Source organism: Deinococcus apachensis DSM 19763, assembly GCF_000381345.1.
GTDB lineage: Bacteria > Deinococcota > Deinococci > Deinococcales > Deinococcaceae > Deinococcus > Deinococcus apachensis.
Map to the genome: position 1 here is coordinate 1 of NZ_KB906431.1, position 17,533 is coordinate 17,533.

The 17,533-nt window shown below is 67.3% G+C and carries 17 protein-coding genes, 1 tRNA gene and 1 rRNA gene; 9 read left to right on the plus strand and 10 right to left on the minus strand.

Translation table 11 applies throughout. The features are described 5' to 3' along the window. The first annotated feature begins 18 nt into the window (after positions 1-18). From rrf to F784_RS0121425, 3 genes are all read left to right on the plus strand, one after another. Positions 19-135, plus strand: a 5S ribosomal RNA gene (rrf, locus tag F784_RS0121415). A gap of 10 nt (positions 136-145) precedes the next feature. Continuing rightward, positions 146-221 (plus strand) — tRNA-Gly (locus F784_RS0121420). 147 nt (positions 222-368) lie between these two features. Further along, positions 369-1,235, plus strand: coding sequence for a class I SAM-dependent methyltransferase (locus tag F784_RS0121425; protein ID WP_245558007.1), 867 nt, complete (start codon positions 369-371; stop codon positions 1,233-1,235). 69 nt (positions 1,236-1,304) lie between these two features. On the opposite strand, the gene F784_RS24240 is transcribed toward F784_RS0121425, so the two are convergent. From F784_RS24240 to F784_RS0121455, 6 genes are all read right to left on the minus strand, one after another. Then, positions 1,305-1,511, minus strand: a complete 207-nt coding sequence (locus tag F784_RS24240) for a hypothetical protein (RefSeq protein WP_019588754.1) — start codon at positions 1,509-1,511, stop codon at positions 1,305-1,307. A 55-nt stretch (positions 1,512-1,566) separates the two neighbouring features. Beyond that, the gene (locus F784_RS0121435) at positions 1,567-1,929 is read right to left on the minus strand and encodes a DoxX family protein (RefSeq protein ID WP_019588755.1); all 363 of its coding nucleotides are present in this window, start codon (positions 1,927-1,929) and stop codon (positions 1,567-1,569) included. A 50-nt stretch (positions 1,930-1,979) separates the two neighbouring features. Beyond that, positions 1,980-2,693, minus strand: coding sequence for a ribonuclease PH (gene rph, locus F784_RS0121440; RefSeq protein ID WP_019588756.1), 714 nt, complete (start codon positions 2,691-2,693; stop codon positions 1,980-1,982). Further along, positions 2,690-3,499, minus strand: a complete 810-nt coding sequence (murI, locus tag F784_RS0121445; protein WP_019588757.1) for a glutamate racemase — start codon at positions 3,497-3,499, stop codon at positions 2,690-2,692. The genes rph and murI overlap by 4 nt, the downstream gene beginning before the upstream one ends. 35 nt (positions 3,500-3,534) lie before the next feature. After that, the gene (locus F784_RS0121450) at positions 3,535-4,428 is read right to left on the minus strand and encodes a nucleotidyltransferase domain-containing protein (protein WP_026332640.1); all 894 of its coding nucleotides are present in this window, start codon (positions 4,426-4,428) and stop codon (positions 3,535-3,537) included. Positions 4,429-4,531: 103 nt separating this feature from the next. Beyond that, the gene (locus F784_RS0121455; RefSeq protein ID WP_019588759.1) at positions 4,532-5,758 is read right to left on the minus strand and encodes an aminotransferase-like domain-containing protein; all 1,227 of its coding nucleotides are present in this window, start codon (positions 5,756-5,758) and stop codon (positions 4,532-4,534) included. Positions 5,759-5,872: 114 nt separating this feature from the next. Between F784_RS0121455 and fba the strand changes: the two genes are divergently transcribed. From fba to F784_RS0121475, 4 genes are all read left to right on the plus strand, one after another. Then, positions 5,873-6,790 (plus strand): class II fructose-1,6-bisphosphate aldolase, encoded by a 918-nt coding sequence (fba, locus tag F784_RS0121460; protein ID WP_019588760.1) that lies wholly within the window; start codon positions 5,873-5,875, stop codon positions 6,788-6,790. A gap of 89 nt (positions 6,791-6,879) precedes the next feature. After that, positions 6,880-7,623 (plus strand): hypothetical protein, encoded by a 744-nt coding sequence (locus F784_RS0121465; protein WP_245558009.1) that lies wholly within the window; start codon positions 6,880-6,882, stop codon positions 7,621-7,623. A 152-nt stretch (positions 7,624-7,775) separates the two neighbouring features. Then, complete coding sequence (locus tag F784_RS0121470; protein ID WP_019588762.1) at positions 7,776-10,301, plus strand: S8 family peptidase; 2,526 nt, start codon at positions 7,776-7,778, stop codon at positions 10,299-10,301. A gap of 124 nt (positions 10,302-10,425) precedes the next feature. Beyond that, positions 10,426-10,854, plus strand: coding sequence for a CBS domain-containing protein (locus F784_RS0121475; RefSeq protein ID WP_026332641.1), 429 nt, complete (start codon positions 10,426-10,428; stop codon positions 10,852-10,854). A 110-nt stretch (positions 10,855-10,964) separates the two neighbouring features. Here the strand turns inward: F784_RS0121475 and F784_RS0121480 are convergent, their stop codons facing one another. Next, on the minus strand, positions 10,965-11,807 hold the full coding sequence (locus F784_RS0121480; RefSeq protein WP_019588764.1) for an SDR family oxidoreductase: 843 nt from the start codon (positions 11,805-11,807) through the stop codon (positions 10,965-10,967). Between the two features lie 115 nt (positions 11,808-11,922). Between F784_RS0121480 and F784_RS0121485 the strand changes: the two genes are divergently transcribed. Continuing rightward, positions 11,923-12,294, plus strand: coding sequence for a winged helix-turn-helix transcriptional regulator (locus F784_RS0121485; RefSeq protein ID WP_019588765.1), 372 nt, complete (start codon positions 11,923-11,925; stop codon positions 12,292-12,294). A 46-nt stretch (positions 12,295-12,340) separates the two neighbouring features. Here F784_RS0121485 and F784_RS0121490 read toward each other — a convergent pair whose 3' ends face one another. The 3 genes from F784_RS0121490 to dnaK form a co-directional block, all read right to left on the minus strand. Further along, complete coding sequence (locus tag F784_RS0121490) at positions 12,341-13,261, minus strand: DnaJ C-terminal domain-containing protein (protein WP_019588766.1); 921 nt, start codon at positions 13,259-13,261, stop codon at positions 12,341-12,343. An 82-nt stretch (positions 13,262-13,343) separates the two neighbouring features. Then, positions 13,344-13,979, minus strand: a complete 636-nt coding sequence (locus tag F784_RS0121495) for a nucleotide exchange factor GrpE (protein WP_019588767.1) — start codon at positions 13,977-13,979, stop codon at positions 13,344-13,346. A 94-nt stretch (positions 13,980-14,073) separates the two neighbouring features. Beyond that, positions 14,074-15,966 carry a molecular chaperone DnaK gene (dnaK, locus tag F784_RS0121500; RefSeq protein ID WP_019588768.1) on the minus strand — a complete coding sequence of 631 codons (1,893 nt, stop codon included), beginning with the start codon at positions 15,964-15,966 and terminating at the stop codon, positions 14,074-14,076. 269 nt (positions 15,967-16,235) lie between these two features. Between dnaK and ftsH the strand changes: the two genes are divergently transcribed. Continuing rightward, positions 16,236-17,533 (plus strand): ATP-dependent zinc metalloprotease FtsH (gene ftsH, locus F784_RS24245; protein WP_019588769.1); only part of this gene is annotated, 1,298 nt, incomplete at its 3' end.

Below are 17,533 nucleotides of genomic sequence, written 5' to 3' on the forward strand. Positions count from 1 at the left end.
CATGACAACAGCAGATACCCCCGTGCCCACAGCGCCGCGGAACCACCCCATCCCATGCCGAACTGGGTCGTGAAACACGGCTGCGCCTATGCTACTCGGACCGCAGGGTCCCGGAAAAGTCGGTCAGCGCGGGGGTTTTTTCATTGCGGGAGTAGCTCAGCTGGTAGAGCACTACCTTGCCAAGGTAGATGTCGCGAGTTCGAATCTCGTCTCCCGCTCCATCCCTCCCCCCACCCTGATCAGCGGTGGGGGGTTTTCTTGTTCTGGTCGCCGCTCTTTAGTTTGGACCTACTGCGGTGCGTTAGAGTACGCCGGTTGTGCCCGGTCTCCACTTCACTTTCGAGCCCCTGAGCGTCATTCTCCCTGCTGTGCGTGTTGCACTCATGGCCGCAGGGGAAGCGGCCTTTACGATTCTTGACCCGGACGCGGGTGTGGGGCTTTACGCAGGTGAGCATACGCCCCGGGGAATTCATCGCCCCTGGCAAGCTTGGTCGGACCTCGCCGATCTGCTGGGGGCGCACCTACTTACCCCCGAGCGGGTGGGGGAAGGGCGGGTGCGGGTGCGGCTTCTCGCCTACGCTGCTATGCCCGCACCCGACGCGGCGGGCTATGGGAGTGACGGCGACTGGAGCCGGGTGAACAAGCTGGAGGACCCAGTTTTCCTGTTCACGTTGGTAGAGGGACTGCGGCGCGTCAACCCCCCATCGGGTGGGCGCATGCTCGTCCTGGGCGTCAACACTGGATGCGAGCTGGACGCCCTGCCGTTGGCCTTCCCAAACCGGACTTTCGATGTGGTCGGCATCGATCTGGATGAGACGGCGCTGGCAGAGGCCCAGGCACGTTTGCCCGACGCAACGTTTCGCGTGCTGGATGTGAATACGCTCCCGGTGCCGGACCTCGGCCGTTTCGACCTCGTGCTCGCCCTGAGCCTGCTCCAGAGTCCCGGCGTGCAGCAGGACGCGCTGCTGCGTGCCGTGCGCCGTGAACATCTGACGCCCGGTGGCGGCCTGGTCCTGGGTTTTCCGAATGCCCGCTACCGGGACGGCTTTCTCAGCTACGGCGCCCGCATGCGCAACTACGCCCGGCCCGACCTGAGCCTGCTCGTGGCGGATGTGGCCGCGGCTCGGAGAGGTCTCCAGAAACACGGCTTCAAAGTCTTCGTGACGGGCAAGTACGAGGTGCTGGTGACGGCTATTCCAGCAGTTCAACCAACGCCGGGTGGCCTGGAGCTTTGACGGGCCGACTCCAATGGTGGCGCCACCCGGGCTTTTCCGCAGGCCCGGGTGGCGCTCCTGTTCTGATGGTCAGGATTGGTCCGGCGCGCCTTCCCCTGCATTCACCATGCCCTGAAGGTTCTCGCGCAACTCGCCGAGTTTTTCCTCGCGGTCGAAGTTCTTGCCCAGCCCGTTGGCGTCCATCTCACCCTCGCCGCCCTGCATGGTTTCCTCGACCACTTCGTTCTGCGCTTCATCGCTGAGGGCGGCGTTCTCTCCTGTTTTCCGGTCGGTCATGGTTCATCTTCCCGGCCCCAGGTGAGGAGGACCGCCCGGGCTTCCCCACCCGCCTTTAACCCTTGCGGCTGCCGACGGCGAGAAGCGCCCCGAAGAGGGCCAAGTTCTTCATGAAGTGCGTCTGCTGGTGCTGGCGCTCCTTGCCCTGCCGGTCCCAGAAGGGGTGCCCGATGACGGTCGTGGGGATGAGGCTGACGGCCAGGGCGGTGCTGCTCAGGCCCGGTGCGATTCCCAGGGCGAGCAGTGTCCCCGCCCCCACCATCACCCCGCTGTTGACCTTAACGGCCAGTTCAGGCGCCGGAATCTCGGCCCCCTTCGCCGCGCGCACGATGGGTTCGGGGTTCTGAAGGTGATCCAGGCCGTTCTTGATAAAGATGCTTGCGAGCAGCGCCCGCCCGATAAATCCCGTCACACTCATGCCAGCCTCCTCCGGTGGGGGAAGTGTACCGCACCGGAGGAGGCGGCCCCCTACAACTGCCGGTGCAATTCCCGCAGCAGGATGCCCACCGCCTCCACCCCCACCGTGAGCAGCCGCACATACTCGGTGCTGGAAATGGGACCCTCCTCGGCGCCGCCCTGGGCCTCAATGAGGAGGCCCGCGTCGGTGGCGACCACATTAAGGTCGGCGCGGGCGACCCGGTCCTCGGCGTAATCGAGGTCCACCCGCACCTCGTCGCCGATAAGGCCCACGCTCGCCGCCCCGACGGCGTGGAGCAGGGGCCACTCGCTGAGCTTGCCGGACTGAATCAGGCGGTCGGCGAAGTCGTGCAGGGCCGCATATCCCGCTAGAACGCTGGCGACCCGGGTGCCGCCGTCGGCCACCAGAACGTCGCAGTCCACGTAGAGGGTCTGGCCCCGGAAGTGACGCAGGTCGACGGTCGCCCGGAACGCCCGGCCCAGCAGGCGCTGGATCTCGTGGCGGCGGCCGTTCTGGAGGTTGCGCTCGCGTGCCTGGCGGTCAGTCGTAGCCCGCGGCAGCATGGCGTACTCGGCGGTCAGCCAGCCCTCCTTCTTGCCGCGCATGTGGGGGGCGGGTTTGTCCTCCACACTGACGGTCGCCAGGATTTCGGTGCGGCCCAGCCGCAAGTGGGCGCTGCCGGGGGCGTGCGGGTTGACCCCACGACGAACGTCGAGGGGTCGGGCGGTCAGGACATCCCGGTCGGTTCTGGGGGGGAGGGTCACGTGGTCACCTGCTGCACCGTGACATTCTGCCCGCCCGTGAGGGTGGCGACCACGGGACGCGTGGCCTCCGGGTCACCCGTCACGAGATACGCGACCTCACCTTCCCCTTCCCCCTGCCGCAGCAGTCCAGCCGTCTCCAGCACGTTCTGCGTATGCCGGGCGACCGCCGAACCGCTGTCCACCAGGTTGAAGGTGTCCCCGAACTCGGCGTGAATGCTGCCCGCCAGAAAGGGATAGTGGGTGCAACCCAGCACGAGCTGATCCGCTCCAGCCTTCGACAGGGGTGTCAACACTTCCCGCAGCACGGCCCGCGCCTGTTCACTGCACGCCTGCCCCGCCTCCACCAGCGGCACGAGTTCCGCGCTCACGGCGGTGAGGACCTGGACCCCGGCGGGCTCGGCGAACTTGCGGATCACGTCCCTGAGCAGGGTGCCGCGCAGGGTGCCCGGCGTCGCCAACACACCCACCACGCCGGAACGGGTGGCGGCGACGGCAGGTTTGACGGCGGGCACCAGGCCAATCACGGGGAAGGCCGGGCCGTACCGCTCACGCAGGGGGTGCAGGCTGAAGGCCGAGGCCGTATTGCAGGCCACGACCACGCCCTTGGCGCCCCGCGCGTGCAGCGCCGCTACCGCCCGGCCGGTAAGGTCCCGAATCTCCTCGTCCGGCCGGGCCCCGATGGGCACATGCGCCGTGTCGGCGAGGTACAGAAAACGTTCGCGGGGCATAGCCCTGCGCAGCTCGGCCAGGACGCTCAGGCCGCCCACGCCGCTGTCGAATACGCCCAGGGGGGCCTCAGAAGTCATCGGGGAGGATGATAGAGCGCGGGGAGCTCCGGTGATCAAAAGGGCGGCCGCTCCTCCCACAGGGGACGGCGGTAGTGGAAGAAATGGCGCAGCCGGGCGACATCGGCGGGGGTCATCCCGGGGACGTGCCGCTCCAGCAGGTCATAGACCTCGTCCACCAGCCGCGACAGCTCGTTGGCGGCCTCCTTCGGCGGGAGTCGGTCCACCCACTTGAAGCGCTCGGCAAAATTCTTCGGCGCGATCAAAAGCCGTTCCAACACCACGTCCAGCCACTTGAAACTGAAGAAGTACACGCGGTTGACGGCCATCAGAACGTGCAAGAGTCGACGCTGCACCCAGCCGAAGTGCTGGTGCAGTCCCCACAGGTTCTCCCCACGTGCCAGGTACATCTCCCAGCGCCAGAAGTGGTCAATGGGGGCGTAGCGTCTCACCATAGCCCGGACGAGGTCATCCGGATACGCCACGGCTCGTGCCTGCCACCCCATGAGAAGGTCCTTCCCGTGGAGTGGCACCCCATCCAACAGAGCGGCGACGAGGTTGTGTTTGCCCTCGTCGGTGTCGAAGGTGAGGAGCACATCGTCCAGCGTCCGCTCGGCAGCACGTGCACGCATGTTCACCACCTCTGTCAGAACGCCACTCTTCTCTGCCTCCAATGCAGCGCGGCCCATGAAAAAGGTGTCTTCCCAGGTGTCTCCCTCATGGGGGTAGAGCTGATGCTGGTCGCCCCAGACGCCTTGAACAATGGCAGCCCGCTCGACCTCACTGGGCTCGGCCTCCCAGAAGACGCCGAGTTCAATGTCGGAGAAGCGGTCGGCGTGGCCCCGCGCCGAGCTCCCCCCGAGAATGACAGCGACGACGTTGGGATTGCGCGCATAGATCTGGGCCACGCCGACGGCAATATCCCGGCGCCACTCGCTCGCAGGATTCATAGGGAGCAGTGTGGCAGCTCCCCGGAAAACGAACATGGGTGAAATGACGGAGAAGGGGCGGCCAGAACCTCAGTCCCGCACGCCCCTCCTTCCCTCTGAACTCTCAGCCCAGCGCTTCCCGGATCGTCCCCGCCAGAGCCCGAATCCCCGTGTCGATCTGCTCCGGCGTGGCGCTCGAATAGCTCAGGCGCATGGTGTTCTCACCGCCGCCGAGCGCGAAGAAGGGGCTACCGGGCACGAAGGCCACCTTGCGCTCCACAGCCTTGGCGAGCAGGGGCGTGGTGTCGATTCCCTCCGGCAGCGTGACCCACAGGAACATGCCGCCCTCGGGGGTGGTAAAGCTCACGCCTTCGGGAAAGTACTCGCGCAGGCGGGCCACCATGTCCTGCGCCCGCTCGCCGTAGGCCCGCTTCACGACCTCGATCTGGCGCGGCAACACGTCGTGGACGAGTTCGGTAACGATCATCTGGTTCAGGGTCGGCGTGTGGAGGTCGGCGCCCTGCTTGGCCTGCACCAGCTTGCCGATGATGGGCCGGGCCGCCTGCACCCAGGCGTCGCGCAGGCCGGGCACGAGCGTCTTGGAAAAGGAGCTGGAGTAGATCACGTGGCTGCGCTCGGGGTCGCCGCCCACCATCTCCAGCGCGAGGTCGTACAGGCCGGGCAGCTCCTCGCCGCGGAAGCGTAGCTTGCCGTAGGGGTCGTCCTCGATCACCAGCACGCCGTACTGGGCCGTGAGTTCGAGCAGGCGGCGGCGGCGCACCAGGCTCAGGGTCCGCCCGGTGGGGTTCTGGAAGTTGGGGATGGCATACAGCAGCTTGGCGGGGTTCGCCCTCAGCACGTCCTCCAGCGCGTCCGTGTCAATGCCGTGGTCGTCGGTGGGAAGCTGCACGTAGCGCGGCCCGTAGGGCTGGAAAGACTGGAGGGCGCCCAGGTACGTGGGGCTCTCGACGAGCACCACGTCCCCCTCGTTGATGAGCACCTTGCCGAGGAGGTCGAGGCCCTGCTGGCTCCCGGTCACGATCTGGACGTTCGCGGGCGTGATCCCGGCGCGGGTGGCGATCCACTCGCGCAGGGGGGGGTGCCCCTCCGTCGTGGAGTACTGCAGGGCGGCGGGGCCGTACTTCGTCAGCACAGTGTCGGTCGCCCGGCGCACGTCCTCGATGGGGAAGAGTTCCGGGGCGGGGAGGCCACCCGCAAAGGAGATCACGTCAGGCTGCTGGGTGACCTTGAGGATTTCGCGGATGGCGCTCGCGTTCATGCGCCGCGCGCGGTCGGCAAGGCGCGCGCTGAGGTCCACCGGGGGCAGGGTGGGGGCGGGGGAAAGGGTCATGCCCCCATCCTACCGTTCCTGCCCGGCGCCCTCCCGCCGCGTCCGGGATAACCGACCCGGCCCGAAAGGGGGAAAGGCCGGGTAGAGTGGAGCCCGTCAAAGGAGGCTTCACCCATGCTCGTCACCGGTAACGACATCCTGGTTCCCGCCCGCGCGGGCAAGTACGCCGTCGGCTCGTTCAACACCAACAACATGGAGATGACCCAGGCGATCATCCACACCGCCGAGCGGCTGCGCTCGCCGGTCATGGTGCAGATGAGCGAGGGGGCGATCAAGTACGGCGGGCAGGACCTCGCGCACATCGTCATCGACCTTGCCGAGCGCGCCAGCGTGCCCGTCGCCCTGCACCTCGACCACGGTTCTTCCTACGAGAGCGTCCTGCGCGCGATCAAGATGGGCTTCACCTCGGTGATGATCGACGCCTCGCACCATCCCTTCGAGGAGAACGTCCACGAGACGCGCCGGGTGGTCGAGGCCGCCCACGCGATGGGCATCTCGGTCGAGTCTGAACTCGGGCGCCTGGGCGGCATCGAGGAACACATCGTCGTGGATGAGAAGGACGCCTTCCTGACCGACCCGGAGGAGGCGGTGCAGTTCGTCGAGCAGACGGGCACCGATTATCTCGCCATCGCCATCGGCACCAGCCACGGGGCGTACAAGGGCAAGGGCCGCCCCTTCATTGATCAGGCGCGCATCGAGCGCATCAGCCAGCTCGTCTCCATCCCGCTCGTGGCGCACGGCTCCAGCGGGGTGCCCGCCGAGATCGTCCAGCGTTTTCGTGACGCGGGCGGCGAGATCGGCGACGCGGCCGGAATCGCGGACGAGGACCTCCAGCAGGCGGCACAGCACGGGATCGCCAAGGTGAACGTGGACACGGATCTGCGTCTTGCCCTGACGGTCGCCGTGCGCGAGGTGCTGCAGAAAACCCCCAAGGAGTTCGATCCGCGCAAGCTCTTCGGCCCGGCGCGCGACCTGATGAGCCAGATCATCGAGCACAAGATGCGGGTGCTGGGGAGCGTGGGCCAGGCGTAGGTCGGGCGGGGTCCACCCCCCTTTTTCTCAGTTCCAGTCAGCGGCGGCACGGGGAATTCTCACCCGGCCGCCGTATGCTCACGTTCGCCATGAAGGCCCTGCGCGTCTCCCTCCTGACCCTCATCACCCTTGGCGGAGCCGCGGTGACGGGCCGTCCGGTGGAGGCGGCGGGCACCACCATACCGTCTCTGCCCGCCCTGCCCGCCGCCTGGCAGGCAAAGCTCGCGGGCCTGGCGCCCAAGCCGGGCCAGGTCGTGCAGCTTATGGAGCAGCGGCCCAGCCTGGCGTTGGTCGGGCTTCAGCAGCGCGTCACCATTGCGGGGGGCAGCCGTGAGGCCCTGAGCGCCGTGATGGCGAGCGTGCAGAAGGGGGACCGCCCGGCCTACGACGAGCGGCTCAACATCAGCCGTGAGGAGTTCCAGCAGTACCTGGTGTTCCAGCCCGTCCTGACGCCCAGCGGCCGGAGCCTGAAGCTGCCCGTAACCCGCGAGGGCAACCGGTTGAAATTCGGGGATGTGCCCGGCTTGAGGGGGGTCCTGCGCGGGCTCACGCTCGACCTGGTCACGGGGGAACTCCGGACGCCGGAGGGGTTTACCGGCAAACCCCGCCTGGTAACCGCGAGCACGGCGCCCGACCGGAGCATCGACATCCGGGGCGGCTTCGTGTGGTCGGTGAAGGGAACCAACCCCGCCACCCAGAACGCCCTGGACGGCCAACTGCAACTGCTGCAACTGCCCGGAAGCCAGGTCATCCTGAGTTACTCCCGCACCAGCATCCTGCACGGCCGCATCAGCGAGGGCGACGGCCCCGTCATCCTGCGCTACAGCCGCTGAGGCGCACCTCCTTCACCTCCGGCCCGCTGGTCTGTCCTCCCGATGGGCACCTTTTTCCGCCCTTTCCAGGCTGACGCGCCCCTGACCCCACCTCAAGGCTTCCTCACGTGGGCTTCAGGGGGCGTCACAGCGGGGCCGCTACCCTGCGAGGCATGAAGAAGACCAAATGTAGCCTGCTGCTGGGCGCGGCGCTTACGCTGGGGAGCGCGTCGGTGGCGAGCGCGGGAAGCCTGTCCCCGACCCTGTTGGAGCGGGCCAAGCGCGGCGACCAGAGCACGGTCGGCGTGATCGTGCGCTTCAAGTTCACCAACACCGAACGCGGCCGGGCGCTGTTCAAGACCGCGCGTCAGCAACTCTCCGCGCGCATCAAGCAGCTCGGCCCCGCCGCAGGCTTCGTGAACCAGGCGCTGAACTCGGGCCGGGCCACCCAGCTCTGGCTGGACCAGAGCGTGTACCTGCCCATGACCCCGGTGCAGGCGCGGGTGCTGGCGACCCTGCCCTTCGTGGCCGAGATCTTCGAGAACTTCAAGGTGCAGATTCCGCGCGCCGCCGCCCTCAGCGCAGCCAGCGCACCCTCGGGTACCCCCTGGCACCTGCAGAAGATCGGGGCGCCCCAGGCGTGGGCGGCGGGCTTCCGCGGCCAGAATATTCGCATCGGGCACCTGGACAGCGGCATCGACGCGAACCACAAGGAGCTGGCGGGCAAGGTGGCGGCCTTCGCCGAGTTCAACGCCGACGGCGACAAGGTCCAGAGCAGTGCCCACGACACCTCCAACCACGGGACCCACACGGCGGGCCTGCTTGTCGGCGACAGCGTGGGCGTGGCGCCGAACGCGAAGCTCATCAGCGCCCTGGTGCTGCCCAACAACGAGGGCACCTTCGCCCAGGTCATCGCGGGGATGCAGTACGTCCTCGATCCCGACAACAACGCGGACACCGACGACGGCGCCGACGTGGTGAACATGAGCTTGGGCATTCCGGGCACGTACGACGAGTTCATCGTGCCGGTGCAGAACATGATCAAGGCGGGCGTGGTGCCGGTCTTTGCCATCGGTAACTTCGGGCCGGGCTCCTCGACCACGGGCAGCCCCGGCAACCTCCCCGACGCCATCGGGGTGGGCGCGGTGGACCAGAACGGGCAGGTCGCCAGCTTCAGCAGCCGCGGGCCGGTCGCGTGGCAGGGCCAGATCAACGGTGTCTTCGTGAAGCCCGACATCGCGGCGCCGGGTGTCGCCATCACGAGTTCCTTTCCCAACGGGCAGTACGGGGCGCTCAGCGGCAGCTCCCAGGCAAGCCCCATCGCGGCGGGCGCGGTCGCCCTGCTGCTCTCGGCCAAGCCCGGCACGAGCGTGGACGCAGTCAAGAACGCGCTGTACTCCAGCGCCAGCAACGCGGGCAGCAAGAACAACAACGTCGGCTACGGCCTGATCAGCTTGCCCGGCGCGATGGGCAAGCTGGGCGTCAACCTGGGCGGGGATCAGGGCAGCAAGCCGCCTACTCCGCAGCCACAACCTCAACCCCAGCCACAGCCTCAACCACAGCCGCAGCCACAACCCCAACCGCAGCCACAACCTCAGCCCGCGCCCTCTCCGCAACCCACCGGCCCGGCGGGGTACACGCTCTGCGCCGTGGAAGGCCAGGTCTGCAAGTTCGAGGGCAAGCGCGACGCGGCCTTTGGCACGGCGGGCAAGTACCTGACCGGCGTGGGCACCGACGGCTTCAACTGCACGGTTCAGGAGTGGGGCTCCGACCCCGCCTACGGCCAGAAGAAGGGCTGCTTCATCAAGTCGGTCGCCGGTCAGCCCGCGCCCGCCCCGGCGCCCAGCCCCGCGCCCAAGCCGCCCACGAGCAGCAAGAAGCCCACGGTCCTCCTCGTGGACGACGACATGGGCCAGGGCGCGGACGTGACGAACGCGCTGCGCGACGCGATCAAGGCGAACGCGGCCTCCGGCGGGGCCTTTGTGTGGAACGTGCAGACCCAGGGCCCGGTGCCCCTCAGCGAGATGCAGCGCTCTGACATCGTGATCTGGGCGACCGGCGAGCAGTACCAGAACACCATTACCGGGCAGGACCAGAACACGCTGCGGCAGTATCTCGCGGGCGGCGGCAGCCTGCTCGTGACCGGCCAGGACATCGGCTACGACATCGGCACGAGCGACTTCTACCGCGACACCCTCAAGACCCGCTTCGTGGCCGACAGCTCGGGCAACGCGAAGTTCGTGACCCGCGGGGCCTTCGGCAACACCGCCTTCACCTTGAACGCCGACGGCAGCGCGAAGGACCAGTTCTACCCCGACGTGATCGCCGACCTGAACGGCAGCTCGGTCGTCGCCTCCTGGGGCACCGCGAACGCCAACGCGGGCACGATCACCGCGCAAAGCATCCGGGTGGACCCCAACAAGGGCCGCGCCGAGCAGAAGGTCGAGGACCCCCGCGGTCTGGTCGAGCGCCTGGCGGCGAACGTGATCGGCTCGATTCTGAACCAGGTGCTCGGCGGCCAGCAGCCCACCCAGCGCCGCCGCGTCACCGCGCAGAACGCGAACGAGAACGCTGGGGCCATCGTCGCCAACGACGCGGGCAAGTACCGCACGGTCAACATGGGCTTCGGGCTGGAGGGCCTGTCGCCGAACAGCCGCAATGCGCTGATGAAGACGGCGTTCGACTGGCTGATGAAGTAAGCAGGCAGTCGTCAGCGATCAGAAAATGAGAGGGAGGCTCGCAGGGTCGGGCCTTCCCCCCTCTCTTTGTGTGCCTTTACCCACTTCCCACTGAGGCTGGCGGCGGGGCGAGTACGGTTGAGCCATGCCAACGCTACGAGACATCATGACTTCCAATCCTGTGACCGTGGACCCGCAGGCCACCCTTCAGGAGGTCGCCACGCTGATGCTGGAGCAGGATATCGGCGCCGTGCTCGTGATGGAGAATGACCGCCCCACGGGCATCATCACCGACCGCGACATCGTGGTCCGGGCGGTCGCCTACGGGCACGACTCCGGCACACCTGTGACCGACTACACGACGGGGGACGTGTTCACCCTGGACGCGAACACCAGCGTGGAGGACGCCGCCGATGAGATGGGGCGCCAGCAGGTGCGCCGCATCCCCGTCACCGAGAACGGGAAGGTCGTGGGGATCGTCAGCCTCGGTGACCTCGCCGTGCGGGCGAACGGCGACGCCGACGAGGGGGCCCTCAAGGGCGTCAGCGTGCCCAGCGAGAACCACAACAGCTAGGGGCAGACGAAAGGGGCCACCTCCTGGGCTTGGAGGTGGCCCCTTTCGTCTGCCGTGTGGGAGAGCAGAGTGTCGTCGCAATGATGCCCCCGCCCCAAATCAACTGCGCTTCAGCTCGCTCGCCACACATCCGCGTGGTCACGCGCGAACTGCTCGAAAGGGGTGGGATCGCGGCCCGTGACCCGCCGCACGTCGTCCGTCACCTGCGCCGAGTGTCCCGCGCGTACGGCCTGGTAGAGGGCGGTCATCAGGCCCACATAGGCCTCGGGGGCTCCCTGGGCCCGCATCGCCTGGCCGAGGTCTTCATCGCTGATGGGCACGTACTTCACGCTCTTGCCCGTCGCGTCCGAGATGGCGGCCACCACCTCGTCGCGGCTGAGGGCCTCGCCCCCCGTGATGGTGTACGCCTGACCCGCGTGCCCCTCCTCGGTCAGGGCGGCGACCGCCATCGCGGCGATGTCCCGCGCGTCCACGAAGCTCGTCCTCGCGTCTCCGGAGGGCTCGTAGAGCGTGCCGCCGCGAATCATGTCCGCGTTCATCGTGGCGTAGTTCTGCATGAACCACGAGGGCCGCAGGAAGGTCCACGCCAGCCCCGAGGCCTCAATGTGCCGCTCGACCTCGCGCAGCGGGTTCTCGCTGTGCTCCACTCCCATCGCGCTCAGCCGCACGATGCGCCCCACGCCCGCCTCCCGCGCCAGGTCCACCACCCGCTTGACAGGTTCGGCAGGCATGTCGCCGGGAGAGGCAAGGTACACGGCGTCCACGCCCTGCAGGGCTTCCCTCACGCTCGCCTCGTCCGCGTAGTCGAACCGCACGACCTCCGCACCCGGAAAAGCCTGCCGTGCCTTGTCCACGGTGTGCGCCCCGACGCGGACCTCCACGCCGCGCTCCTGAAGTTGACGAACGACCTCCTGGCCGACCTTGCCGTTGGGGGTGGTGACGAGAACCTTCATACGACTCCTTTCGCGGCCTCGGGGCCGGATAGGGACACCATACGTCCAAGCAGTGTACTTCGTAAAGTACCTACCTTTTGGTGCGTTAGAGGTGGCAGCGTGGTATAGAGGAAGAATGACGGCGCAACCGCTCAACGTGCTGAGTCAGCACTGCCCCAGCCACCGCGTTCTGGAGATGGTGGCGGGGAAGTGGAGTGTTCTCGTGTTGTACGCCCTGGGCGGGAGGACGCTGCGCTACAGCGAGCTGGAACAGAGCGTCGGCGGCATCTCGCAGAAGATGCTCACCCAGACCCTGCGTGAGCTGGAGCGCAACGGCTTGGTGGAGCGCAGGGCGTACCCCGTCGTGCCGCCCCGCACGGAGTACCGGCTCAGCCCACTGGGAGAGAGCCTGAACCGGATTGTCACCGACCTCGGCCTCTGGGCGCAGGACCACATGCCCGCTGTCCTCACTGCGCGGCAGGATTACGACAGCCAACATTCCAAATAGAAAAGGACCGCCCCCGTGCTGGAGGCAGTCCCACTCTTTCACCGCTTTACTTCCGCAGGTCGCGCAGCTTGCGGTACAGCTCCTTTTCCTCGTCGGTCAGCCCGCCCGGAACCGTGAGGTTGAGCCGCACGTACAGGTCGCCGCGCGTGCCGTCCTTCTTGGGCCAGCCCTGCCCGCGCAGCCGCATCCGGCGCCCACCGCTGCTGCCCGCCGGAATGGTGAGGTTGCCGCTGCCGCCCAGCGTCTGCACGGTGACGTTGCCGCCAAGCGCGGCGACCGGGGCGGGCACGTCCACCGTCGTGATCAGGTCTTCCCCGTCGAGGTCGAAGCGGGCATCCTCCAGCACGCGGATGGTGAGCAGGACGTCGCCACCTCCCGGAGCCTGCCCGGCGAGGCGCAGGCGACTGCCGTCACGGGTGCCCGCCGGAACACGTAGGCTCAGGCGTTTGCCGTCCACGTTGATCACCTCGTCGGAACCGGTGAAGGCTTCCTGCAAGGTGACTTGGAGTTCGCCCTCCACGTTCTGCACGAAGCGCCTCCCCTGGGTGCCGCCCAGGCCGCCCAGCAGGTCTTCCAGGTTCACCTGCCCGCCCGAGAAGCTCCCGCCGCCCCCCTGGAAGCCAGCTCCGCGCCGCCCCCCCATGCCGAAGAGGCCCTGGAAGAAGTCGCTGAATTGAGAGGGGTCGAAGCCCCCGAAGTCGCCGCCCTGGAAGTCTCCCGTACCGCCCCCGTAGCCCGGCGGGACCTGCCCGGTATGCCCGAACTGGTCGTACACCTTGCGCTTTTCGGGGTCACTGAGGACGGCGTAGGCCTCGCCGATCTCCTTGAACTTGTCGGCGGCCTTCTCGTCGCCCTGGTTCTTGTCGGGGTGAAACTGCTTGGCGAGCTTGCGGTATGCGCTTTTAATATCGGCGTCCGAAGCGCCGCGGTTGACGCCCAATACGTCGTAGTAATCCTTGTAGGCCATGGTTGCTCCTTGGAAGGGTTTGAGAGGCAGGGGTTAGGAATCAGGTCACTCGCCTAACTCCTAACCCCCGACGGTTCACCCTTTACTGCCGCCTGCTCACCACCACGCGGGCCGGGCGCACCAGGCGGTCCCCCATGCGAAAGCCGGGCTGGTAGACCTGCACGATCACGTCGTCCTCGTCGCCGGGCACCACTTGCAACGCCTCGTGCCACTGGGGGTCGAAGTGTTCGCCCTCGCGTCCGGTTGCCTCCAGACCCAGGCCGGAGAAGACGCGCAGCACGGTCGCCTGCACGGCCTGCACACCGGGAATCAGCTTGGCGGGGTCGTTGCTCCCCATGCTCACCGCGCGGTCGAGGTCGTCGTACACGGGCATGAGCTGCTCGGCGGCCTTCGCTACGCCCTGTTGCTGCGCGGCCTGCACGTCCTCCTGGGTGCGGCGGCGGTAGCTCTCGAAGTCGGCGGCGAGGCGACCCAGCTTGCCCTTGAGGTCCGTGTTCTCGCGCTCCAGCTCCTCCGCGCGTTCCAGGCGGGCCATCATCTCCTGCACCTGCCCGAACATGTTCTCGTCCATGCCGGGGAAGCCCTCCAGCTCGGCGTCCTCGTCCATGTTGTCGGTCTCGGTGTCCGGGTTGGCGACGTAGGTCTGCTCGGCCTGGGCCGTGTGGGTGTCCTGGGTGGCCTGCTCGTTCTGGTTCTTGGTCTGGTCGTCCTGGGTCATGGGCGTACTTCTCCTGCGAAACATGGCTTGAAGATAGGGGAGAGGGGGCACGGTGGCCGTCCTCTCCCCTTGGAAGTCTGTTTGGATCGGACGATTACTCGGCGGGCTTGAAGTCCGCGTCGATCACGTCGTCGTCCTGGCGGCTGGCCTGGGGCTGTCCGCCCTGGCCGTCCTGAGGTCCCTGCCCGCCTCCCTGCCCGGCGGTCATGAAGGCGCGCAGTTCCTCCTCCAGCCGCTTCTGGGCGCTCTCGATCCGGGCGTCGTCGTCGCTGCGAACGGCCTCCTCGGCCTCGGCGGCGGCGGCCTTCAGCTGGTCCTTGGCGTCCTGCGGGGCATTCGCGTTCTCGTCGATCTGGGCCAGCGCCTGCACACGCAGCGAGTCGAGGTTGTTGCGCTTCTCGACCTTCTCGCGGCGCTTCTTGTCGGCCTCGGCGTTCTGCTCGGCCTCGCGCACCATGCGGTCCACGTCACCCTTGTCGAGCGTGGTGGTGTTCTCGATGCGGATGGAGGCTTCCTTGCCGCTCGTCTTCTCCTTCGCGGTCACGTGCAGGATGCCGTTCGCGTCGATGTCGAAGGTCACCTCGATCTGCGGGCGACCGGCGGGCATGGGCGGAATGCCTTCGAGCTTGAAGCGGCCCAGGCTCTTGTTGTCGGCGGCCATGGGGCGCTCGCCCTGCAGGACCACGATCTCCACGCCGGGCTGGTTGTTCTCGGCGGTCGTGTAGATCTCGGTCTTCTTGGCCGGGACGGTCGTGTTGCGGGTGATCATCGGCGCGACCATGCCGCCCTTGACCTCCACGCCCAGCGTCAGCGGCGTCACGTCGACCAGCACGATGTCGCCCAGGCTCGCGTCTCCCTGGATGATGCCCGCCTGCACGGCGGCGCCCAGCGCCACGGCCTCGTCGGGGTTCACCGACTCGTTCGGCGTCTTGCCGATGATGTCCTGCACGATGCGCTTGACGGCGGGGATGCGGGTGGAGCCGCCGACCAGGATCACCTCGTCGATCTGCGAGGCGTTCAGCTTGGCGTCCGCGAGGGCCTGCTCGACGGGCTGGCGCACGCGGCGCAGCAGGTCGGCGGTCAGCTCCTCGAACTTGGCGCGGCTCAGCGTCCGCTCCAGGTGCAGCGGGGTGCGCGTCTCGGGGTCGAAGGTGATGAAGGGGAGGCTGATGGTGGTCTCGGAAGCGTTGGACAGCTCGATCTTCGCCTTCTCGGCAGCCTCGATCAGGCGCTGGAGGGCCTGCGGGTCCTTGCGGAGGTCGAAGTTGTGCTCCTTCTGGAACTCGGAGGCGAGCCAGTTCACGATGCGCTGGTCGAAGTCCGCGCCGCCCAGGTGCGTGTCGCCGGAGGTGGACTTTACCTCGAAGACGCCCTCACCCAGCTCCAGGATGGTCACGTCGAAGGTGCCGCCGCCTAGGTCGAAGACGAGCACGGTCTCGTTGCCCTTCTTCTCCAGGCCGTACGCGAGCGCGGCGGCAGTGGGCTCGTTGATCACGCGCAGCACGTTCAGGCCCGCGATCTCACCGGCCTGCTTGGTGGCCTCGCGCTGCGAGTTGTCGAAGTACGCGGGCACCGTGATGACCACGTCCTTGATCTTGTCCCCCAGCTTGGCGGAGGCGTCGTTCACCAGCTTGCGCAGCACCTCGGCGCTGACCTGCTCGGGCGCGAGGTCCTTGCCGTTCACCTCAATGCGGACGGACCCACCGGGGCCTTCCTTGACGGTGAAGGGCGCGCGGCCAGCTTCCTCACGCACCTCGTCCCAGCGGCGGCCGATGAAGCGCTTGACCTCAAAGAGGGTCGCCTTGGGGTTCAGCGCGGCCTGACGGCGGGCGATCTGTCCGACGAGGCGCTCGTCGCCCTTGTACGCGACGACCGAGGGGGTGGTGCGGGCTCCTTCCGCGTTGACGATGACTTCCGGGCGTCCGCCTTCCATCACGGCGATGACGCTGTTGGTGGTACCGAGGTCGATTCCGACGGCTTTGGGCATGTTTGACTCCTTGAGTGGTGGGGATGCTGCGCCTGCGTGAGGAGCAGTCCTGAAACAAGACCCATCATAAGCCCACAGTTAGGAATAGTCAATAGACTTGAGTGCAATAGACTCAGGTTTAAGTCTGGGTCAAGAGGGGAGAGAGTGGCCGTCCTCGCCGCCCTGGTCTCCACCCAGATCGCCACCAGAGTTCCAGAGTTCCCGCCCCTGGCAGACATACACTGGGGCATGACGTCCGCCAGACGGGGGCAACACCGGGGGAACGACACGTGAGCCGTGCGACTTGGGGCTGGGGCCTGGCCGCCGCCGTGGTCGTGCTGCTCCTCCTGATCAACGCGGCCAGCCCGCGCGCACGCGGCGGGGAACTGTCGCTGACCGACTTTACCAGTGCCCTGCGCTCGGGGCAGGTGCAGAGCGCCAACGTGCAGTTCGAGAACAACACGGCCGTGCTGAGCGGCAAGCTCAAGGACAGTCAGGATTACAGCGTCCGCACCCTCGCCGCCGACCCGGTCATCGCCCTAAACCGGCTACAGGCGGCGGGGGTCAGCGTCACCTACGTGCAACCCGCCCGCCTGAGCTTCCTCGCCCTGTTCAGCGGCCTGCTGACGGGGCTTCTCATTGTCGGCCTGCTGCTGCTGCTGTTCCGCAACCGCCAGGGGGGCGGCACCGATGCCGCCAGTAATTTCGGGAAGTCGAAAGCGGCGGTGATCGCCGAAGGGCAGGTGAAGCTGACCTTTCAGGACGTGGCGGGGTGTGACGAGGCCAAGCAGGACCTGCAAGAAGTGGTGGACTTCCTGCGTCACCCCGAGCGCTACCACCAACTCGGTGCCCGCATCCCCCACGGTGTCTTACTGGTCGGCCCTCCCGGCAGTGGCAAGACCTTGCTCGCCAAGGCGGTGGCCGGAGAGGCCAAAGTGCCCTACTTCTCCATCAGTGGCAGTGACTTTGTGGAGATGTTCGTGGGGGTGGGCGCGGCGCGGGTGCGGGACCTGTTCGAGCAGGCGCGCAAGAGCGCGCCCTGCATCGTCTTCATCGACGAGATCGATGCGGTGGGCCGCAAGCGTGGGGTGAATCTGCAAGGCGGCAACGACGAACGCGAACAGACCCTCAACCAACTGCTGGTGGAGATGGATGGGTTTGGCAGCGGGCAGGAAGTGATCATCCTGGCCGCCACCAATCGACCCGATGTGTTGGACGCAGCTTTGCTGCGTCCCGGACGGTTCGACCGTCAAGTGGTGGTGGACGCGCCGGATGTGCGGGGCAGAGAAATGATCCTGCGCATTCATGCCCGCAAGAAACCGCTCGATCCTTCCGTTGATCTGGGCATCATTGCCAGAAGAACGGCGGGGATGGTCGGTGCGGACCTGGAGAATCTGCTGAATGAGGCGGCGCTGGGAGCAGCACGGGCGGGGCGGGTGCGGATCGTGATGCGGGATGTGGAGGAGGCGCGCGACCGGGTGTTGATGGGACCGGAACGGCGCAGCCTGGTGGTCCGCGAAGCCGACCGCAAGGTCACCGCCTACCACGAGGTCGGCCATGCCCTCGCCGCTCAACTCCTCCCCCACGC